A 16,574-nucleotide genomic window follows, 5' to 3' on the forward strand; every position below is an offset into this window, starting at 1 on the left:
CCTCGCCGGCCCCCGGCCGGAAACCACAGCCCCACGGCAAGTGACGCCCCGTACCCCCGCCCGGCCCGAGGGCTACGCCGCGGACATCACCCGCTCCAACCCGTCGAAGTCCTCGACACACTTGCCGCAGCCGAGCGCCACGCTGTCCAGCGGGTCGTCGGCGACGAAGACGGGAATGCCGGTGGCGGAGGCGAGGCGCAGGTCCAGGCCGGGCAGCAGCGCGCCGCCACCGGTGAGCACGATGCCGTGCTCCATGACGTCGCCGGACAGCTCCGGCGGACACTCCTCCAACGTCACCCGCACAGCGGCGATGATCGCCTCGACGGGCTCGTCGAGAGCGGCCCGCACCTCCGCCACGGTCAGCTCCACCGTCTTGGGCAGCCCGCCGACCTTCTCCCGCCCCCGCACGGTGAACGTCCGCCGCTCGAAGTCCTCCTCGCCGGGCACGGGCCACGCGGACCCGATGGCGACCTTCACGTCCTCGGCGGTGCGCTCGCCGATGAGGAGCGCGTGCCGGCGGCGTACGTAGTCCGTGATCGCGGTGTCGAGGCGGTCCCCGCCGACCCGCAGGGACTGGGACGTCACGATCCCGCCGAGGGAGATGACGGCGACCTCGGTGGTGCCGCCGCCGATGTCCACGATCATCGACCCGCGCGGCTCGGCCACCGGAAGGCCCGCCCCGATCGCCGCCGCCATCGGCTCCTCGACCAGGTGGACGGCCCGCGCCCCGGCCCGCTGCGAGGCGTGCACGATCGCTCGCCGCTCGACCTGCGTGACACCGCTGGGCACGCAGATCACCATCCGCGTACGCGGCCTGCGGCCGGGCACGGCCTTGCGCACAAAGTGCCGGATCATCTCCTCGGCGGCTTCGAAGTCGCTGATCACACCGTCCTTCAGGGGGCGGATCGCGGTGATGGAGCCGGGGGTGCGGCCGATGGTCTCCTTGGCCTCCGTGCCGACGGCCAGCGCGTGGCGCGCGCCCTCCTTGACGGCGACCACGGACGGCTCGTTGAGCACGATGCCCTGACCGCGGACGTAGAGAAGGGTGTTGGCGGTGCCGAGGTCGATGCCTATGTCCATGATCGCCAAGTTTGCCCAACCCATCCCCCCAACGGAGGGACCAAAGTCCCGAACCGGACAGGCCGAAGGTCCTGACCCGGGCGGCAACAGCCCGTCCGAGCCCGCAAACAGCCCGTCCGGCGCTTGAGGACGAGGCCCGATTGAGGACGAGGCCCGAAGGGCCAAAGAAGGGGGAGAGGGGCGAAGCCCCATGGGCAGGGGACGCCCCCAGCCCCAAGGCGCCCACGCCCGAATAGACTGACGTACGTGAGCGACCTCCCTCCGAACGACAACCCGCGCGACGACGACCGCGACCCCGCCGACGAGACCGCCGGACTCGACGAATTCGACGAGATCGTCGGGGCCGAGACCGACCGCGACCCCGATCTCGCCGTGATCGAGGCCGGCAGCCGCACCCTGCGCACGCAGGCGGGCCCGCCCGAGGCCGACGTCCCGGCCCGCCCGGCCGACCCGGAGGTGGACAAGGCCCTGCGGGCCGTCGAGGCGGAACTCGCGGCCCGCTGGCCCGAGACCAAGCTGGACCCCTCGCTCGCCCGCATCGCCGCCCTGATGGACGTCCTCGGTGAGCCCCAGCGGGCGTATCCCTCGATCCACATCACGGGGACGAACGGCAAGACCTCCACGGCCCGCATGATCGAGGCCCTCCTGGGCGCCTTCGAACTGCGCACCGGGCGGTACACCTCGCCCCACGTCCAGTCGATCACCGAGCGCATCAGCCTGGACGGCGCCCCCCTGTCCCCCGAGCGCTTCATCGAGGCGTACGAGGACATCAAGCCGTACGTGGAAATGGTGGACGCCAAGCAGGAGTTCCGGCTCTCCTTCTTCGAGGTGCTCACCGGCATGGCGTACGCCGCCTTCGCGGACGCCCCCGTGGACGTCGCCGTCGTCGAGGTCGGCATGGGCGGCACCTGGGACGCCACGAACGTCATCGACGGCTCCGTCGCCGTCGTCACGCCCATCGACCTGGACCACACCGACCGCCTGGGCGCCACGGCCGCCGAGATCGCCGCGGAGAAGTCCGGCGTCATCAAGCCGGACGCCACGGTCATCCTGGCCCAGCAGCCCGTCGACGCAGCCCAGGTGCTCCTGAAGAAGGCCGTCGAGGTGGACGCGACGGTCGCGCGCGCGGGCCTGGAGTTCGGCGTCGCCGCCCGCCAGGTCGCCGTCGGCGGGCAGCTCCTCAACCTGCGCGGCCTCGGCGGGGAGTATGAGGAGGTGTTCCTGCCGCTGCACGGCGAACACCAGGCGCACAACGCCGCGGTGGCCCTCGCCGCCGTCGAGGCGTTCTTCGGCGTCGGCGCCCAGCACGCCCGCCCGCTGGACATCGACACCGTCCGCAAGGCATTCGCCTCGGTCGCCTCGCCGGGCCGCCTCGAAGTCGTACGCCGCTCGCCCACCGTCGTCCTGGACGCCGCGCACAACCCCGCGGGCGCCCGCGCCGCGGCCGCGGCCATCAGCGAGGTCTTCGACTTCAGCCGCCTCGTCGGCGTGATCGGCGTCAGCGACGACAAGAACGCCCGCGGCATCCTGGAAGCCTTCGAGCCGATCTTCGCCGAGGTCGTCGTCACGCAGAACTCCAGCCACCGCGCCCAGGACGCCGACGCGCTCGCGGGCCTCGCCGTCGAGGTCTTCGGCGACGACCGCGTGCAGGTCGAGCCGCGCCTGGACGACGCCCTGGAGGCCGCCATCACGCTGGCCGAGGAGGAGGGGGAGTTCGCCGGCGGCGGCGTCCTCGTCACCGGCTCCGTCATCACCGTCGGCGAGGCCCGACTGCTCCTGGGGAAGGGCTGAGAGCCGTGCGCACGCTCTGTTCGTCGACGCTCATCGGCGAGTTCTTCGTCATCGGATTCGCCGGTCTGGTCGCCATGAAGGACCCGGACCTGGCCGTGAGCACGGTCTGGACGGTCTGCGGCGTCGCCATGGCGCTCTCCGTCCTGCTGTGCGGCATGGTCACCCGGCCGGGCGGTGTCCAGCTCGGCTGGGCGCTGCAGATCGCGCTGATCGCCAGCGGCTTCGTGGTCCCGATGATGTTCTTCATGGGCGCGATGTTCGCCGTCCTGTGGTGGGCGTCGGTCCACTTCGGCCGGCAGATCGACGAGGCCAAGGCCAGGTTCGCCGCACAGGGGGCGGAGGGGGACGCCGCCTGACGCGGGGCCGTCGGGCGGGCGGGCGTCGGCCGGGGGACGGCCGATAGTTCCCGGCCGGGCGACACACTGCGTAGCGGCCCCGGTATCGTGCGGGCATTCCCACGGAAACGTAAGAACACTTCTTGGAGCCGCACCCATGACCCAGCGCACTCTCGTCCTCCTCAAGCCGGACGCTGTCCGGCGCTCGCTGGTCGGCGAGATCGTCGGCCGCATCGAGCGGAAGGCCGACTGGAAGATCAGCGCGCTGGAGCTGCGCACCCTCGACCGCGCCACGCTGGAGACGCACTACGCCGAGCACGTCGGCCGCCCCTTCTACGAGCCGCTCGTCGAGTTCATGCTGTCCGGCCCGGTCGTCGCCATGGTCGTCGAGGGTGAGCGAGTGATCGAGGGCGTCCGGCAGCTGGCCGGTCCCACCGACCCCATCGCGGCCCCCAGCGGGAGCATCCGGGGCGACTTCGGCGTCATCGTCCGCGAGAATCTGATCCACGCCTCCGACTCCGAGGAGTCCGCCGAGCGCGAGCTCAAGATCTTCTTCCCGGGCCTCGTCTGAGCACCACACCCGCTCGACCTGGGACGGCCGGATAAATCCGGCCGTCCTTTGGCATATGCGGCCCGATCGGGGGAACCCGTCCCCCCGATGGCACGTCTCCAGAAGCGGGGCGGCTCATCATCTGCTGACAATGGCGCAGACCCTCGCGCCGTGTCCGTGCGGGCGAGACTACGATGGAAGCCTCCACGCCACACAGCACCCACCTCGCCTACCTAACAAGCCATCACACGCTCCACTAGGGAAGGCCAGACGCATCCTCATGGGGAACAACATGTCGTTCATCGGCCGTGACATGGCTGTCGACCTCGGGACCGCCAACACGCTGGTGTACGTCAGGGGTCGGGGGATCGTACTCAACGAACCGTCCGTCGTCGCGATCAACACCAACACCGGCGGCATCCTCGCGGTCGGCGCCGAAGCGAAGAAGATGATCGGGCGCACGCCGGGCAACATCGTCGCGGTGCGTCCGCTGAAGGACGGCGTCATCGCCGACTTCGAGATCACCGAGCGGATGCTGCGCTACTTCATCCTGAAGATCCACAAGCGCCGTTATCTGGCCCGCCCGCGCGTCGTGGTCTGTGTGCCCTCGGGCATCACGGGCGTCGAGCGCCGCGCGGTCATCGAAGCCTCCTCGCAGGCCGGTGCCCGCCAGGTGCACATCATCGAGGAGCCCATGGCCGCCGCCATCGGCTCCGGCCTGCCGGTCCACGAGGCCACCGGCAACATGGTGGTGGACATCGGCGGCGGCACCACCGAGGTCGCCGTCATCAGCCTCGGCGGAATCGTCACGGCACAGTCCATCCGGGTGGCCGGCGACGAGCTGGACAACGCGATCATCCAGCACATCAAGAAGGAGTACTCCCTCCTCCTCGGCGAGCGCACCGCCGAGCAGATCAAGATCACCATCGGTTCCGCGTACGACATGGACGCCGACGAGCACACCGAGATCCGCGGCCGCGACCTGGTCTCCGGCCTGCCGAAGACCGTCGTGATCTCCGCCGCCGAGGTCCGCAAGGCCATCGAGGAGCCCGTCAACGCCATCGTCGACGCGGTCAAGACGACCCTCGACAAGTGCCCGCCCGAGCTGTCCGGCGACGTCATGGACCGCGGCATCGTCCTGACCGGCGGCGGCGCCCTGCTGCGCGGCCTGGACGAGCGGCTGCGCCGCGAGACCGGCATGCCCATCCACATCGCCGAGGACCCGCTGGACAGCGTGGCGCTCGGCTCCGGCAAGTGCGTCGAGGAGTTCGAGGCGCTCCAGCAGGTTCTGGACGCCCAGCCGCGCAGATGAAGTGACGCGACGACGTCCGCCGTACGAGTGCCTGCCACCTCGTGCGGCGGATCGTTGATATAGAGGCAACACTGAGAACGAGAACAGTGACAACGCCGACAACGCTGAGAGAACACACAATGCCGCGGCGCGCTCGGGCGTCCGCGGTTTCATAGATTTCCCAGTCTGTAGATTCCGCATATTCCGACTTGAGGAAGGCACGGCCGCCGCACGTGAGGGACACACGAGAGAGCCGGCTGCTCCTGGTGCTGCTGATCGCCATCGCGTTCGCTCTGATCACGGTGGACATCCGCGGCGGCGAGGACTCGCCGGTCGACGGTGCCCGCCAGGCCGCCGCCACGGTCTTCGGCCCGGTCGAGGACGGCATGTCCTCCGCCGTGGACCCGATCGGCAACGCGATCGGCGCGGTCCGGGACTCCGGGGACCGCCACGACCGCATCGCCGAACTGGAGCGGCAGAACGCCGCGTTGAAGGCCAAGCTCGGCAGCGACGACCGCAACCGCAGCCGCGTCAAACAGCTCGACAAGATGCTGAAGACGGCGGGCGCGGGGCAGTACGGCATCAAGGGCGCGGAGGTCATCGGCATAGGAGCGGCCCAGGGCTTCTCCTGGACGGTCACCATCGACGCCGGCGCCAACGACGGCCTGAAGCGCGACATGACGGTGCTCAACGGCGACGGCCTGGTCGGCCGCGTCACCACCGTCGGCCCGTCCACCGCCACGGTGCTGCTCGCCAACGACCCCGACTTCACCGTCGGCACCCGCATGGAGAAGACCGACGAGCTGGGCTTCGCCTCCGGCCAGGGCGACCGCCCGCTGCGGGTCCAGCTGCTCAACGGCAAGTCGAAGGTCAAGAAGGGCGACCGCCTGGTGACCTTCGGCTCCCAGGCCGACAAGCCGTTCGTGCCGGGCGTCCCGGTCGGCGAGGTCATCCGCGTCGACCCGTCCGGCGGCGACCTCACCCGCAACGTCTACGTCCGCCCGTACGCCGGCTTCACCAAGCTCGACGTCGTCGGCGTGGTCGTGGAAGCCCCCCGCGAGGACCCCCGCGACACCGTGCTGCCGCCCAAGCCCGCCAAACCCAAACCGACCCCCACGGTGACGGTCACGGCCACGCCGTCCGGGCAGCCCCCGGCCGACGGCGCAGACAACGGCAACGAGCAGTAGGAGCACTGACACAGCCATGCGCTTCAACCGGATCCTGCTCTCCAGCACCCTCGTCGTCGTCGCCCTCGTCGTCCAGGTCAGCGTCCTGGCCCGGCTCCAACTGCCCGGCGCCGTGCCCGACCTGGTGCTCCTGACTGTCCTCGGCCTCGCCCTCGTGTACGGCCACACCGGCGGCGCCCTCATCGGCTTCGGCGCGGGCCTGCTCACCGACCTCGCGCCGCCCGCCGACCACGCCGCCGGGCGCTACGCCCTGGTCCTGTGCGTCATCGGCTATCTGGCCGGCCTCGCCAAGCCCGAGACCGGCAGACTCCGCTCGGCCAGCGGCCCGCTCGTCGTCGTGGTCGGCGCCGCCATCGGCTCCACGCTGCTGTACGCCGGCGTGGGCGCCCTCGTCGGCGACGACGCGGCCCGCCATGTCGGCCTCGGCGGACTGCTCTTCACGGCCGCGCTGTACGACCTGATGCTCGCGCCGTTCACCATCCCGCTGATCATCGCGCTCGCCCGGCGCGCCGAGAACGACCCGCTGGGGGAGACCTCCGGGGGCGCCAAGGCGGCCGACGTCTCCTCCGGCTTCCTGTCCTCCGGCACCGGCCTGAGCATCGGCAACCAGCGCGGCGCGGGCCTGCGGATGAAGGCGGCCAAGGCCCGGGTGGCCCGCGCCGGACGCATCAAGGGGGTCAAGCGCCTGTGAGCGCACGGCAGTTCACGTACCGAGCCGTTCGGTGGCCGACGTACACCAGGGGAGGAGCGAAGTGACCAACATCCCGGAGACGGGCCGCACCCCACGCGTCCAGATCCGCCTCGTCATCATCCAGATCCTCGTCGTCTCGCTGCTCCTCACCCTCGGCGGACGCCTGTGGTATCTCCAGGTCCGCAACGGCTCCGAGTACGCCGAGGAAGCCTCCGGCAACCACGTCCAGCAGGTCGTCCAGCCCGCCGTGCGCGGCTCGATCCTCGACGCCCGCGGCGTGCCCATCGCCGACAACCAGACCCGCCTCGTCGTCTCCGCGTCCCGCACGGACCTGATGAAGATGAAGGACGACGGCAAGGGCGTCCTCAACAAGCTCGCCGCGGTCCTGAACATGACCCCCAAGGACGTCGCCGACAAGGTCCGCCTCTGCGACTCCAAGACGCCCCAGCCCTGCTGGAACGGCTCGCCCTACCAGCCCATCCCGATCACCGACGAGGCCACGCCCAAGCAGGCCCTGCAGATCCGGGAGCGCTCCGAGGACTTCCCCGGCATCACCGCCGAGCCCACCGCCGTGCGCCGCTACGGCGCCCCCGGCAAGTCCAACACCGCACAGGTCCTCGGCTATCTCTCGCCCGTCACCGACGACGAGATCAACAAGGCCAAGGACAGCGACTCGCCGTACCTGCGCTCCGACCAGGTCGGCCGCTCCGGCCTGGAGCGCACCTACGACAAGCAGCTGCGCGGCAAGGCGGGCGTCACCCGCTACGAGGTCGACAACCTCGGCCGGGTGATAGGGAAGGCCGACTCCGACCAGGCCCGGCCCGGCTCCAACGTCGTCACCAGCATCGACGCGCGCGTGCAGGCCGTGTCCGAGTACTGGCTGAACGACGCGATGAAGAAGGCCCGCGACGAGTTCGACAAGAACACCGGCGAGAACTACAAGGCCGACGCGGGCGCCGTCGTCGTCATGGAGAACAAGACCGGCCGCATCGTCTCCATGGCCTCCAACCCGTCGTACGACCCCAACGCCTGGGTCGGCGGCATCTCCGGCAAGGACTACACCAAGCTCACCGGCAAGAAGTCCAACTACCCGCTCCTGAACCGGGCCATCCAGGGCCAGGCCGCCCCCGGCTCGATCTTCAAGGTCATCCCGACCACCGCCGCCGTCAACGCGGGGTACGAGTTCAATGGCCGCTACCCCTGCCCCAGCTCGTACTCCATCGGCGGACAGGTCTTCAAGAACTTCGAGTCCCAGGGCCACGGCAGCATCACCCTCGGCCAGGCCCTGGAGGTCTCCTGCGACACGGTCTTCTACAAGCTGTCGCACGACCAGTGGGCCAAGGACGGCGGCAACAAGCCGAAGAAGGACGCCAAGGACTGGTTCTACAAGACCGCCCACCAGTTCGGCCTCGGCAAGGAGACCGGCATCGACCTGCCCAACGAGGTCACAGGCCGCGTCCCCGACCGCCAGTGGAAGAAGGACTACTGGAAGGCCAACAAGGACGCCTGGTGCAAGCAGGGCAAGAAGAGCGGCGGCGACTACGCCGCGCGCATCGCGTACGAGAACTGCCTCGAAGGCATGAAGATGCGCGCCGGTGACTCCGTCAACTACTCCATCGGCCAGGGCGACACCCTCGTCACGCCGATCCAGATGGCGACGATCTACTCCGCCATCGCCAACGGCGGCACCATGTACAACCCGACCGTCGGCAAGGCGATCATCAGCGCCGACGGCAAGCACATCCAGGAGATCGCGCCCAAGTCCCACGGCAAGCTGCCCATGGACGCGGCCCTGCGCAAGGACATAGACGGTGCCCTCGCGGACGTCGCGACCAAGGGCACCGCCGCCTGGCGCTTCGGCGGCTGGCCGCAGGACAAGATCCCGATGCACGCGAAGACGGGTACGGCCGAGGTCTACGGCAAGCAGACGACCTCGTGGTTCGCCACGTACACCAAGGACTACTCGATCGTGATGACGATCTCCCAGGGCGGTACGGGCTCCGGCGCGTCCGGGCCCGCCGTCCGCAAGATCTACGACGCGATCTACGGCCTGGACGACGACGGCAAGCAGGACCTCAAGAAGGCCCTGCTGCCCGAGCCGCAGAAGACCCTGCCCAAGATCCAGCCCGACGGCTCCATCGACGCCCCGAAGGTCAAGCCGTACAAGCCGGAGAAGCCGAAGCCGCCGACCGAGCAGACGGAACTGGCCGGGCCGCCGGCGAACGGGAGGCGTGACTAGCTCATGGCCGGCACTGGTGGCTTCTCCGTCTCGGGCTACGGCCCCGAACGCTCCACGCTCTCCCGCCTGTTCGCCCGCGACTCGATACTGCGCAGGCTCGACTGGGTGATACTGCTCTGCGCGCTCGCCCTGTCCGTGATCGGCTCCGCGCTGGTCTACTCGGCGACCCGCAACCGCACCGAGCTCGTCGGCGACGACCCGTACGCCTTCCTGTTCAAGCACGTCCTGAACATCGGCATCGGGCTCGCCCTGATGGCCGGCACGATCTGGCTCGGCCACCGCACCCTGCGCACGGCCGTGCCGATCCTCTACGGCATCTCGGTCTTCCTCGTCCTGCTCGTGCTCACCCCGCTCGGCGCCACCATCAACGGCGCCCACGCCTGGCTGGTGGTCGCGGGCTTCTCGCTCCAGCCCGCCGAGTTCTGCAAGATCACCATCATCCTCGGCATGGCGATGCTGCTCGCGGCCCGCGTCGACGCGGGGGACAAGGAACACCCCGACCACCGCACGGTGGTGCAGTCCCTCGGGCTCGCCGCCGTCCCGATAGCGATCGTCCTGCTCATGCCGGACCTCGGCTCGGTCATGGTCATAGTGATGATCGTGCTCGGCGTGCTGCTCGCCTCCGGCGCCTCCAACCGGTGGATCTTCGGGCTGCTCGGCACGGGCGTCCTCGGCGGACTCGCCGTGTGGCAGCTCGGCGTCCTTGACGACTACCAGATCGCCCGCTTCGCGGCCTTCGCCAACCCCGCCCTCGACCCGGCGGGCGTCGGCTACAACACCAACCAGGCGCGCATCGCGATCGGTTCGGGCGGCCTGACCGGCACCGGGCTCACCAAGGGCTCCCAGACCACCGGACAGTTCGTCCCCGAACAGCAGACGGACTTCGTCTTCACGGTCGCGGGCGAGGAGCTCGGCTTCGTCGGCGCGGGTGCGATCCTGCTGCTGCTCGGCGTCGTGCTCTGGCGGGCCTGCCGCATCGCCCGCGAGACGACCGAGCTGTACGGCACGGTCGTCGCCGCCGGCATCATCGCCTGGTTCGCCTTCCAGGCGTTCGAGAACGTCGGGATGACGCTCGGCATCATGCCGGTGGCGGGCCTGCCGCTGCCCTTCGTGTCGTACGGAGGGTCCTCGATGTTCGCGGTCTGGGTGGCCGTGGGCCTACTCCAGTCGATCAAGGTGGAGCGCCCGCTGTCGGCGTAGCGGAACGAGGTCTGCCCAAGTCGGCCGATCGCGTCTAGATTCGGTTCATGGCGGACACGAAGCGCGAGATCGAGCGGAAGTACGACGCCGGTGCCCACGGCGGACTCCCCGACCTCAGGGGAGTCGCCGGGGTGGCGGACGTCATCGACAAGGGCGTCGCCGACCTGGACGCGGTGTACTACGACACCGCCGACCAGCGCCTCGCCGCGGCCTCCATCACCCTGCGGCGCCGCACCGGCGGCGACGACGCGGGCTGGCACCTGAAGCTGCCGGTGCCCGAGATCGAGGGCGCCCGCGACGAGGTGCACGCCCCGCTGTCGGACGACGTGCCGCGCTCCCTCGCGGGCCTCGTCCGCTCCCGCGTGCGCGACGCCGCGCTCACCCCGGTCGTCCGCCTCCGCTCGGCCCGGGACGTACGCCACCTCGTCGACGAGTCCGGCGCCCTCCTCGCGGAGGTCAGCCTCGACGGCGTCCGCGCGGAGCGCCTCACCGACGGCGACGGCACGACGGCCTGGACGGAGATCGAGGTGGAACTCGCGGACGACGGCGACCCGGACCTCCTCGACAAGGTCGAGAAGAAGCTGCGCAAGGCGGGGGTACGGAGGTCGACGTCACCGTCGAAACTGGCGAGGGCGCTTCAGGAAACGGCCCCAACGGACGCCGCCGCCCCCGCTGGCGCTGCCGCTACCGCTACCGCTGTGGGCAGGCGTCCCGCACGGCGGGACGGGTGGGCACAGCCCCAGGCCGACAGCAAGCCTGCAAAGAGCGGCAGCACAGGCAAAGGGAAGCAGCCCCAGCCCCGCCTCCGCGAGGACTCCGCGGGCGCCCACGTCCTCGCATACCTCCGCGCACAGCGCGACCGCCTCGTCGAGCTGGACCCCGCCGTCCGCCAGGACCTCCCCGACTCCGTGCACCAGATGCGCGTGGCGACCCGCAGGACCCGCAGCGCCTTCAAGTCGTACGGAAAGATCCTCGACCGCACGGTCACGGACCCCGTGGGCGAGGAACTGAAGTGGCTGGCCGCCGAACTGGGCGTGGACCGCGACCGCGAGGTCCTCGCGGAACGCCTCACGGCCGCCGTCGCGGAGGTCCCCAGGACCCTCCTCCTGGGCCCGGTCCGCGGCCGCCTGCGGATCTGGAAGGTCGCGGGCCGAGCCGGCGCCCGCCGCAAGACGGTCGCCGTACTCGACACCAAGCGCTACCTCGCGCTGCTCGACCGCCTGGACGCCCTCCTGGCCGACCCCCCGCTCCGCAAGGCCGCGGCGGCCCCCGCGGCCGAGGCCCTGCCCAAGGCGATGCTCAAGGACTACGGCCGCCTGGCCAAGCGGGTCGACCGCGCGCTCGCGCTGGCCCCCGGCGCCGAGCGGGACGTGGCGATGCACGAGGCCCGCAAGGCCGCCAAGCGCGCCCGGTACGCGGGCGAGGCGGCCAAACCGGCCCTCGGCAAGCCCGCCAAGCGCTTCGCCAAGCGCATGAAGGCCGTCCAGAAGGTGCTTGGCGACCACCAGGACAGCGTCGTCGCCCGCGAGGCCCTGCGGAACCTGGCGATCCAGGCGCACGCGGCGGGCGAGAGCGCGTTCGTCTGGGGCCTGCTGTACGGCCGCGAGGAGGCGGCCGCGGCGGCGCGGGAGCGGGAGCTGCCGGGGGTGTGGGAGCGGGCGTCGCGGCCGAAGGTGCGGGCGGCGCTGGGCGGCTGAGCCCGGGAGCGGGGCCTCGGCCGATCGGGGTACGGGTCGTGGCCCGGGCCACGTTAGGCTTGAGGGTCACCCCTGTCAGCTCACGAAGGTCCAGCGATGTCTGTCGAGTCGGTTTTCCCGCAGCTCGAAGCCCTGCTCCCGCATGTGCAGAAGCCGATCCAGTACGTGGGCGGTGAGCTCAACTCCACCGTCAAACCCTGGGACGAGTGCGACGTCCGCTGGGCCCTGATGTACCCGGACGCGTACGAGGTCGGCCTGCCCAACCAGGGCGTCATGATTCTCTACGAGGTCCTGAACGAGCGCGAGGGCGTCCTCGCCGAGCGCACGTACAGCGTCTGGCCGGACCTGGAAGAGCTGATGCGGGAGCACCAGGTCCCGCAGTTCACGGTCGACAGCCACCGCCCGGTGAAGGCGTTCGACGTGTTCGGCCTGTCCTTCTCCACGGAGCTCGGCTACACGAACATGCTGACCGCCCTGGACCTCGCGGGCATCCCGCTGGAGTCCAAGGACCGCGGCCTGGACGACCCGATCGTCCTGGCCGGCGGCCACGCGGCCTTCAACCCCGAGCCGATCGCCGACTTCATCGACGCGGCGGTCATCGGCGACGGCGAGCAGGCCGTGCTCGACATGACGGAGATCATCCGCCAGTGGAAGGCCGAGGGCCGCCCCGGCGGGCGCGAGGAGGTCCTCTTCCGCCTGGCGAAGACGGGGTCGGTCTACATCCCCGGCTTCTACGACGTCGAGTACCTCCCCGACGGCCGCATCGCCCGCGTCGTACCGAACAAGTCCGGCGTCCCGTGGCGCGTGTCCAAGCACACCGTCATGGACCTCGACGAGTGGCCCTACCCGAAGCAGCCGCTGGTTCCGCTCGCCGAGACCGTGCACGAGCGCATGTCGGTGGAGATCTTCCGCGGCTGCACGCGCGGCTGCCGGTTCTGCCAGGCGGGCATGATCACCCGCCCGGTGCGCGAGCGCTCGATCACGGGCATCGGCGAGATGGTCGACCGAGGTCTGAAGGCGACGGGGTTCGAAGAGGTCGGCCTCCTGTCCCTGTCGAGTGCCGACCACACCGAGATCGGCGACGTCGCCAAGGGCCTCGCGGACCGGTACGAAGAGGACAAGATCGGCCTCTCCCTGCCCTCGACCCGCGTCGACGCCTTCAACATCGACCTGGCGAACGAGCTGACGAGGAACGGCCGCCGCTCCGGTCTGACGTTCGCCCCCGAGGGCGGCTCCGAGCGGATGCGGAAGGTCATCAACAAGATGGTCTCCGAAGAGGACCTGATCCGCACCGTCGCGACCGCGTACGGCAACGGCTGGCGCCAGGTGAAGCTGTACTTCATGCTCGGCCTGCCCACCGAGACCGACGAGGACGTCCTGCAGATCGCGGACATGGCGGCGAACGTCATCGCCAAGGGCCGCGAGGTCGCGGGCAACGACATCCGCTGCACGGTCTCCATCGGCGGCTTCGTCCCCAAGCCCCACACCCCCTTCCAGTGGGCCCCGCAGCTCTCCGCCGCGGAGACCGACGCCCGCCTGGGGAAGCTCCGCGACAAGATCCGCGGCGACAAGAAGTACGGCCGCTCCATCGGCTTCCGCTACCACGACGGCAAGCCCGGCATCGTCGAGGGCCTCCTCTCCCGCGGCGACCGCCGCATCGGCGCCGTCATCCGCGCCGTCTACGAGGACGGCGGCCGCTTCGACGGCTGGCGCGAGCACTTCTCGTACGACCGCTGGATGGCCTGCGCCGACAAGGCGCTCCCGCAGTTCGGCGTGGACGTCGACTGGTACACGACGCGCGAGCGCACGTACGAGGAAGTCCTCCCCTGGGACCACCTGGACTCCGGCCTCGACAAGGACTGGCTCTGGGAGGACTGGCAGGACGCGCTCGACGAGACCGAGGTCGACGACTGCCGCTGGACGCCCTGCTTCGACTGCGGCGTGTGCCCCGCCATGCAGACCGAGATCCAGGTCGGCCCGACCGGCAAGAAGCTGCTGCCGCTGTCGGTCGTCAACAAGTAGGCACAGGCACAAGTAGACATAGGCATACGAGAAAGTCGGGAGCCGTAAGGACGCCGTGCGCGTCTAGGACGACATGGACCTGGAGAAAAGGCCCGCGGCCCCCGCGCCCGAGCAGCCCCCCGCGCAGGCGGAGGGCTGTCTCGTGGTGGCGATCAGGCTTCCCGTGCGGATCATCGCGCTGATCGTCGTCGTGCCGGTGCGGCTCGTGTGGGACGCGCTCGTCGTCGGCGGGCGGTTCGTGCGTGACACCGCGCTGCGGCCCCTCGGGCGCGGCCTCGGGTGGCTGGGGCGGACGCTTGTGGTGGTGCCGCTGAGCGCCCTGTGGAGGTACGTCCTCGCTCCGGTGGGGCGGGCGCTCGGGGCGGCCGTGGTGTTCCTCGGCAAGTGCCTGTTCGTCTGGCCCTGGGTGGGCCTGTGGCGCTATGTGGCCGTGCCGGTCGGGATGGGGCTCGGCTGGCTGCTGTGGATGCTGCTCGTGGTGCCCTCGGTGTGGCTGTACGAGCACGTCCTGACGCCCCTCGGACACGGGCTGGCGTGGCTCGGGCGGGCGCTGGGCGCCGGGGCCGTGGGGCTCGGGCGAGGTGTGCGGTGGCTGCTGCGCATGTTGTTCGTGGTGCCCGCGGTGTGGCTGTACACGTGGGTCCTCGCGCCCGTGGGGCGTGCGATCGCCTGGGCCGCCCGCGGGGTGGGCGCCGGGATCATGTGGCTGGTGCGGGGCATCGGCCTGGTCGTCGGCACACTGCTGCGGTGGATCTTCGTGGTGCCCGCCGTGGCGGTGTGGCGGTGGGTGCTCGCGCCGGTCGGGCGGGGCATCGCGGTCGTGGCGCGCGAGATCGGGGACGCGCTGGGGCACGCGTGGCGGGTCGCCGGGTATGTGTCGCGGGCCGTCTGGCGGTTCCTGGGGCAGCTCCTTCGGTGGATCTTCGTGACCCCCGCCCGCTGGGTGTACCGGAGCGTCCTCACCCCGGTCGGACACGCCGTCCGGGACCTGGTGTGGCGCCCGGCGGCCGACGCCGCCCGCGCCGTGGGGCGGACCACCCGCCAGGCCCTCGCCGCCGCCCGGCAGAGCGTGCGCCAGGCCCGGGCCGACGTGCGGCGCGCGCTGTTCGGCGCACCGAAGGAGCGGGTGCCGGTCGGCGAGGTTCCGCGAGCCCGGCGGGAACCGGACACCGGCCGGGGACGTACCCTGGGCAACAGCACGACCGTACTCACGAAGGAATAGAACACTGGGCAAGCGACAGCCTGAGGGCCCGCCCCCCGCACCGGCGGTGCAGCGCATCCGACTGCGCTACACCAAACGCGGCCGCCTCCGGTTCACCAGCCACCGTGACTTCCAGCGCGCCTTCGAGCGGGCGCTGCGCCGCGCCGAGGTGCCCATGGCGTACTCGGCGGGGTTCACCCCGCACCCGAAGGTGTCGTACGCCAATGCCGCACCCACCGGCACGGGCAGCGAGGCCGAGTATCTGGAGATCGCGCTCACCGAGCACCGCGACCCGCGCAAGCTGTGGGAGCTGCTCGACGGTTCGCTGCCCGACGGACTCGACATCACCGACGCCGTCGAGGCCCGCACCTCCGGCCTCGCCGACCGGCTCACCGCCTCCGTGTGGGAGCTGCGTCTGGACGGCGTCGAGCCCGCGGACGCCGAGCGCGCCGCCGCCGCCTTCCGCGCCGCCGAGACCGTCGAGGTCCAGCGCCGCGCGAAGAACGGCATGCGGACCTTCGACGCCCGCGCCGCCGTGGTGAGCCTGGACGCCCTCGGCCCGGAGGCGCTCGCCTCCCGCGCCGATAGGCCGACCGACAAGCCCTGTGCGATACTGCGGCTGGTTGTACGGCACGTGACACCTGCCGTCCGACCCGACGACGTCCTGTCCGGTCTCCGAGCTGTGGCCGACCTGGCGCCGCCGGTCCCCGCAGCGGTGACCAGGCTGGCGCAGGGGCTTTTCGATGACGAGACCGGCACGGTGACCGACCCGCTCGCGCCCGACCGCGAGGCAGTCACGGCCGCCCCGGCCGATGGGCACCCCCACTCAGGGGTCGCCGATTCTGCCGCCGCGAAGGCGCCGGAGTAGGGACAGTCCCGCGCAGGGACGTTCGCCGAGAACACCGCAGCGCCACCCTCGTACTCGGGAGCCACCTGGGTCGGGCGGCGCACTGACCAGAAGACTTTCGCCAGGCCGTCCGCACAAGGGGCGTACGGAACCGGCGAGACAAGACACAGAGAGCTCCCGTGCGGCGCCCACGCCCCCGGATGGCGGCCCCGCGCAGCAAGCGAGAGCCGCGGATACGTCCGGTAAAGGCGCGGCGCCCGGGAGCGTGACGGGAGAACCGCCCGCATGCTTGAGCCGAACGACCCCACTGAGGGTTCGAACAACAGCACACCCAGCGACACCCTGCCCCCGCGCCGCCGGCGCCGGGCCGCGTCGCGCCCCGCGGGACCGCCCGCGGGCACCCCCACGGACGCCGCGCCGGCCATACCGGCCAGATCGGAAGA

The 16,574-nt window shown here is 70.9% G+C and carries 13 protein-coding genes; 12 read left to right on the forward strand and 1 reads right to left on the reverse strand.

All coding sequences use genetic code 11. The features are described 5' to 3' along the window. Positions 1–72: 72 nt before the first annotated feature. Entirely contained in the window at positions 73–1,080 is a 1,008-nt protein-coding gene (locus tag STRAU_RS12035; protein ID WP_016640574.1) for a rod shape-determining protein, read from the reverse strand. A 246-nt stretch (positions 1,081–1,326) separates the two neighbouring features. Between STRAU_RS12035 and folC the strand changes: the two genes are divergently transcribed. The 12 genes from folC (at position 1,327) to STRAU_RS12095 (ending at position 16,152) form a co-directional block, all read left to right on the forward strand. Continuing rightward, the gene (folC, locus tag STRAU_RS12040) at positions 1,327–2,871 is read left to right on the forward strand and encodes a bifunctional tetrahydrofolate synthase/dihydrofolate synthase (RefSeq protein WP_016640573.1); all 1,545 of its coding nucleotides are present in this window, start codon (positions 1,327–1,329) and stop codon (positions 2,869–2,871) included. A gap of 5 nt (positions 2,872–2,876) precedes the next feature. Continuing rightward, entirely contained in the window at positions 2,877–3,227 is a 351-nt protein-coding gene (locus tag STRAU_RS12045) for a DUF4233 domain-containing protein (RefSeq protein ID WP_016640575.1), read from the forward strand. 136 nt (positions 3,228–3,363) lie between these two features. Further along, positions 3,364–3,777 (forward strand): nucleoside-diphosphate kinase, encoded by a 414-nt coding sequence (gene ndk, locus STRAU_RS12050; RefSeq protein WP_016640577.1) that lies wholly within the window; start codon positions 3,364–3,366, stop codon positions 3,775–3,777. Positions 3,778–4,048: 271 nt separating this feature from the next. Next, positions 4,049–5,068: a rod shape-determining protein gene (locus STRAU_RS12055; RefSeq protein ID WP_030362602.1), complete on the forward strand. Its 1,020-nt coding sequence runs from the start codon at positions 4,049–4,051 to the stop codon at positions 5,066–5,068. 212 nt (positions 5,069–5,280) lie between these two features. Then, positions 5,281–6,234 (forward strand): rod shape-determining protein MreC, encoded by a 954-nt coding sequence (gene mreC / locus STRAU_RS12060; RefSeq protein ID WP_016640579.1) that lies wholly within the window; start codon positions 5,281–5,283, stop codon positions 6,232–6,234. Positions 6,235–6,250: 16 nt separating this feature from the next. Next, the gene (mreD, locus tag STRAU_RS12065; protein ID WP_016640580.1) at positions 6,251–6,925 is read left to right on the forward strand and encodes a rod shape-determining protein MreD; all 675 of its coding nucleotides are present in this window, start codon (positions 6,251–6,253) and stop codon (positions 6,923–6,925) included. Positions 6,926–6,986: 61 nt separating this feature from the next. Next, entirely contained in the window at positions 6,987–9,164 is a 2,178-nt protein-coding gene (gene mrdA / locus STRAU_RS12070; protein WP_016640581.1) for a penicillin-binding protein 2, read from the forward strand. A gap of 3 nt (positions 9,165–9,167) precedes the next feature. Continuing rightward, a complete protein-coding gene (gene rodA, locus STRAU_RS12075) occupies positions 9,168–10,364 on the forward strand; it encodes a rod shape-determining protein RodA (RefSeq protein WP_016640582.1) in 1,197 nt (398 codons plus the stop codon). 47 nt (positions 10,365–10,411) lie between these two features. Continuing rightward, complete coding sequence (locus STRAU_RS12080) at positions 10,412–12,061, forward strand: CYTH and CHAD domain-containing protein (RefSeq protein ID WP_016640583.1); 1,650 nt, start codon at positions 10,412–10,414, stop codon at positions 12,059–12,061. A 96-nt stretch (positions 12,062–12,157) separates the two neighbouring features. Continuing rightward, complete coding sequence (locus STRAU_RS12085) at positions 12,158–14,083, forward strand: TIGR03960 family B12-binding radical SAM protein (protein ID WP_016640584.1); 1,926 nt, start codon at positions 12,158–12,160, stop codon at positions 14,081–14,083. A 73-nt stretch (positions 14,084–14,156) separates the two neighbouring features. Then, the gene (locus STRAU_RS12090) at positions 14,157–15,305 is read left to right on the forward strand and encodes a hypothetical protein (protein ID WP_016640585.1); all 1,149 of its coding nucleotides are present in this window, start codon (positions 14,157–14,159) and stop codon (positions 15,303–15,305) included. 46 nt (positions 15,306–15,351) lie between these two features. Then, positions 15,352–16,152 carry a TIGR03936 family radical SAM-associated protein gene (locus STRAU_RS12095; RefSeq protein ID WP_016640586.1) on the forward strand — a complete coding sequence of 267 codons (801 nt, stop codon included), beginning with the start codon at positions 15,352–15,354 and terminating at the stop codon, positions 16,150–16,152. Positions 16,153–16,574 lie beyond the last annotated feature (422 nt).

This window comes from Streptomyces aurantiacus JA 4570 (genome assembly GCF_000414115.1).
Classification (GTDB): domain Bacteria; phylum Actinomycetota; class Actinomycetes; order Streptomycetales; family Streptomycetaceae; genus Streptomyces; species Streptomyces aurantiacus_A.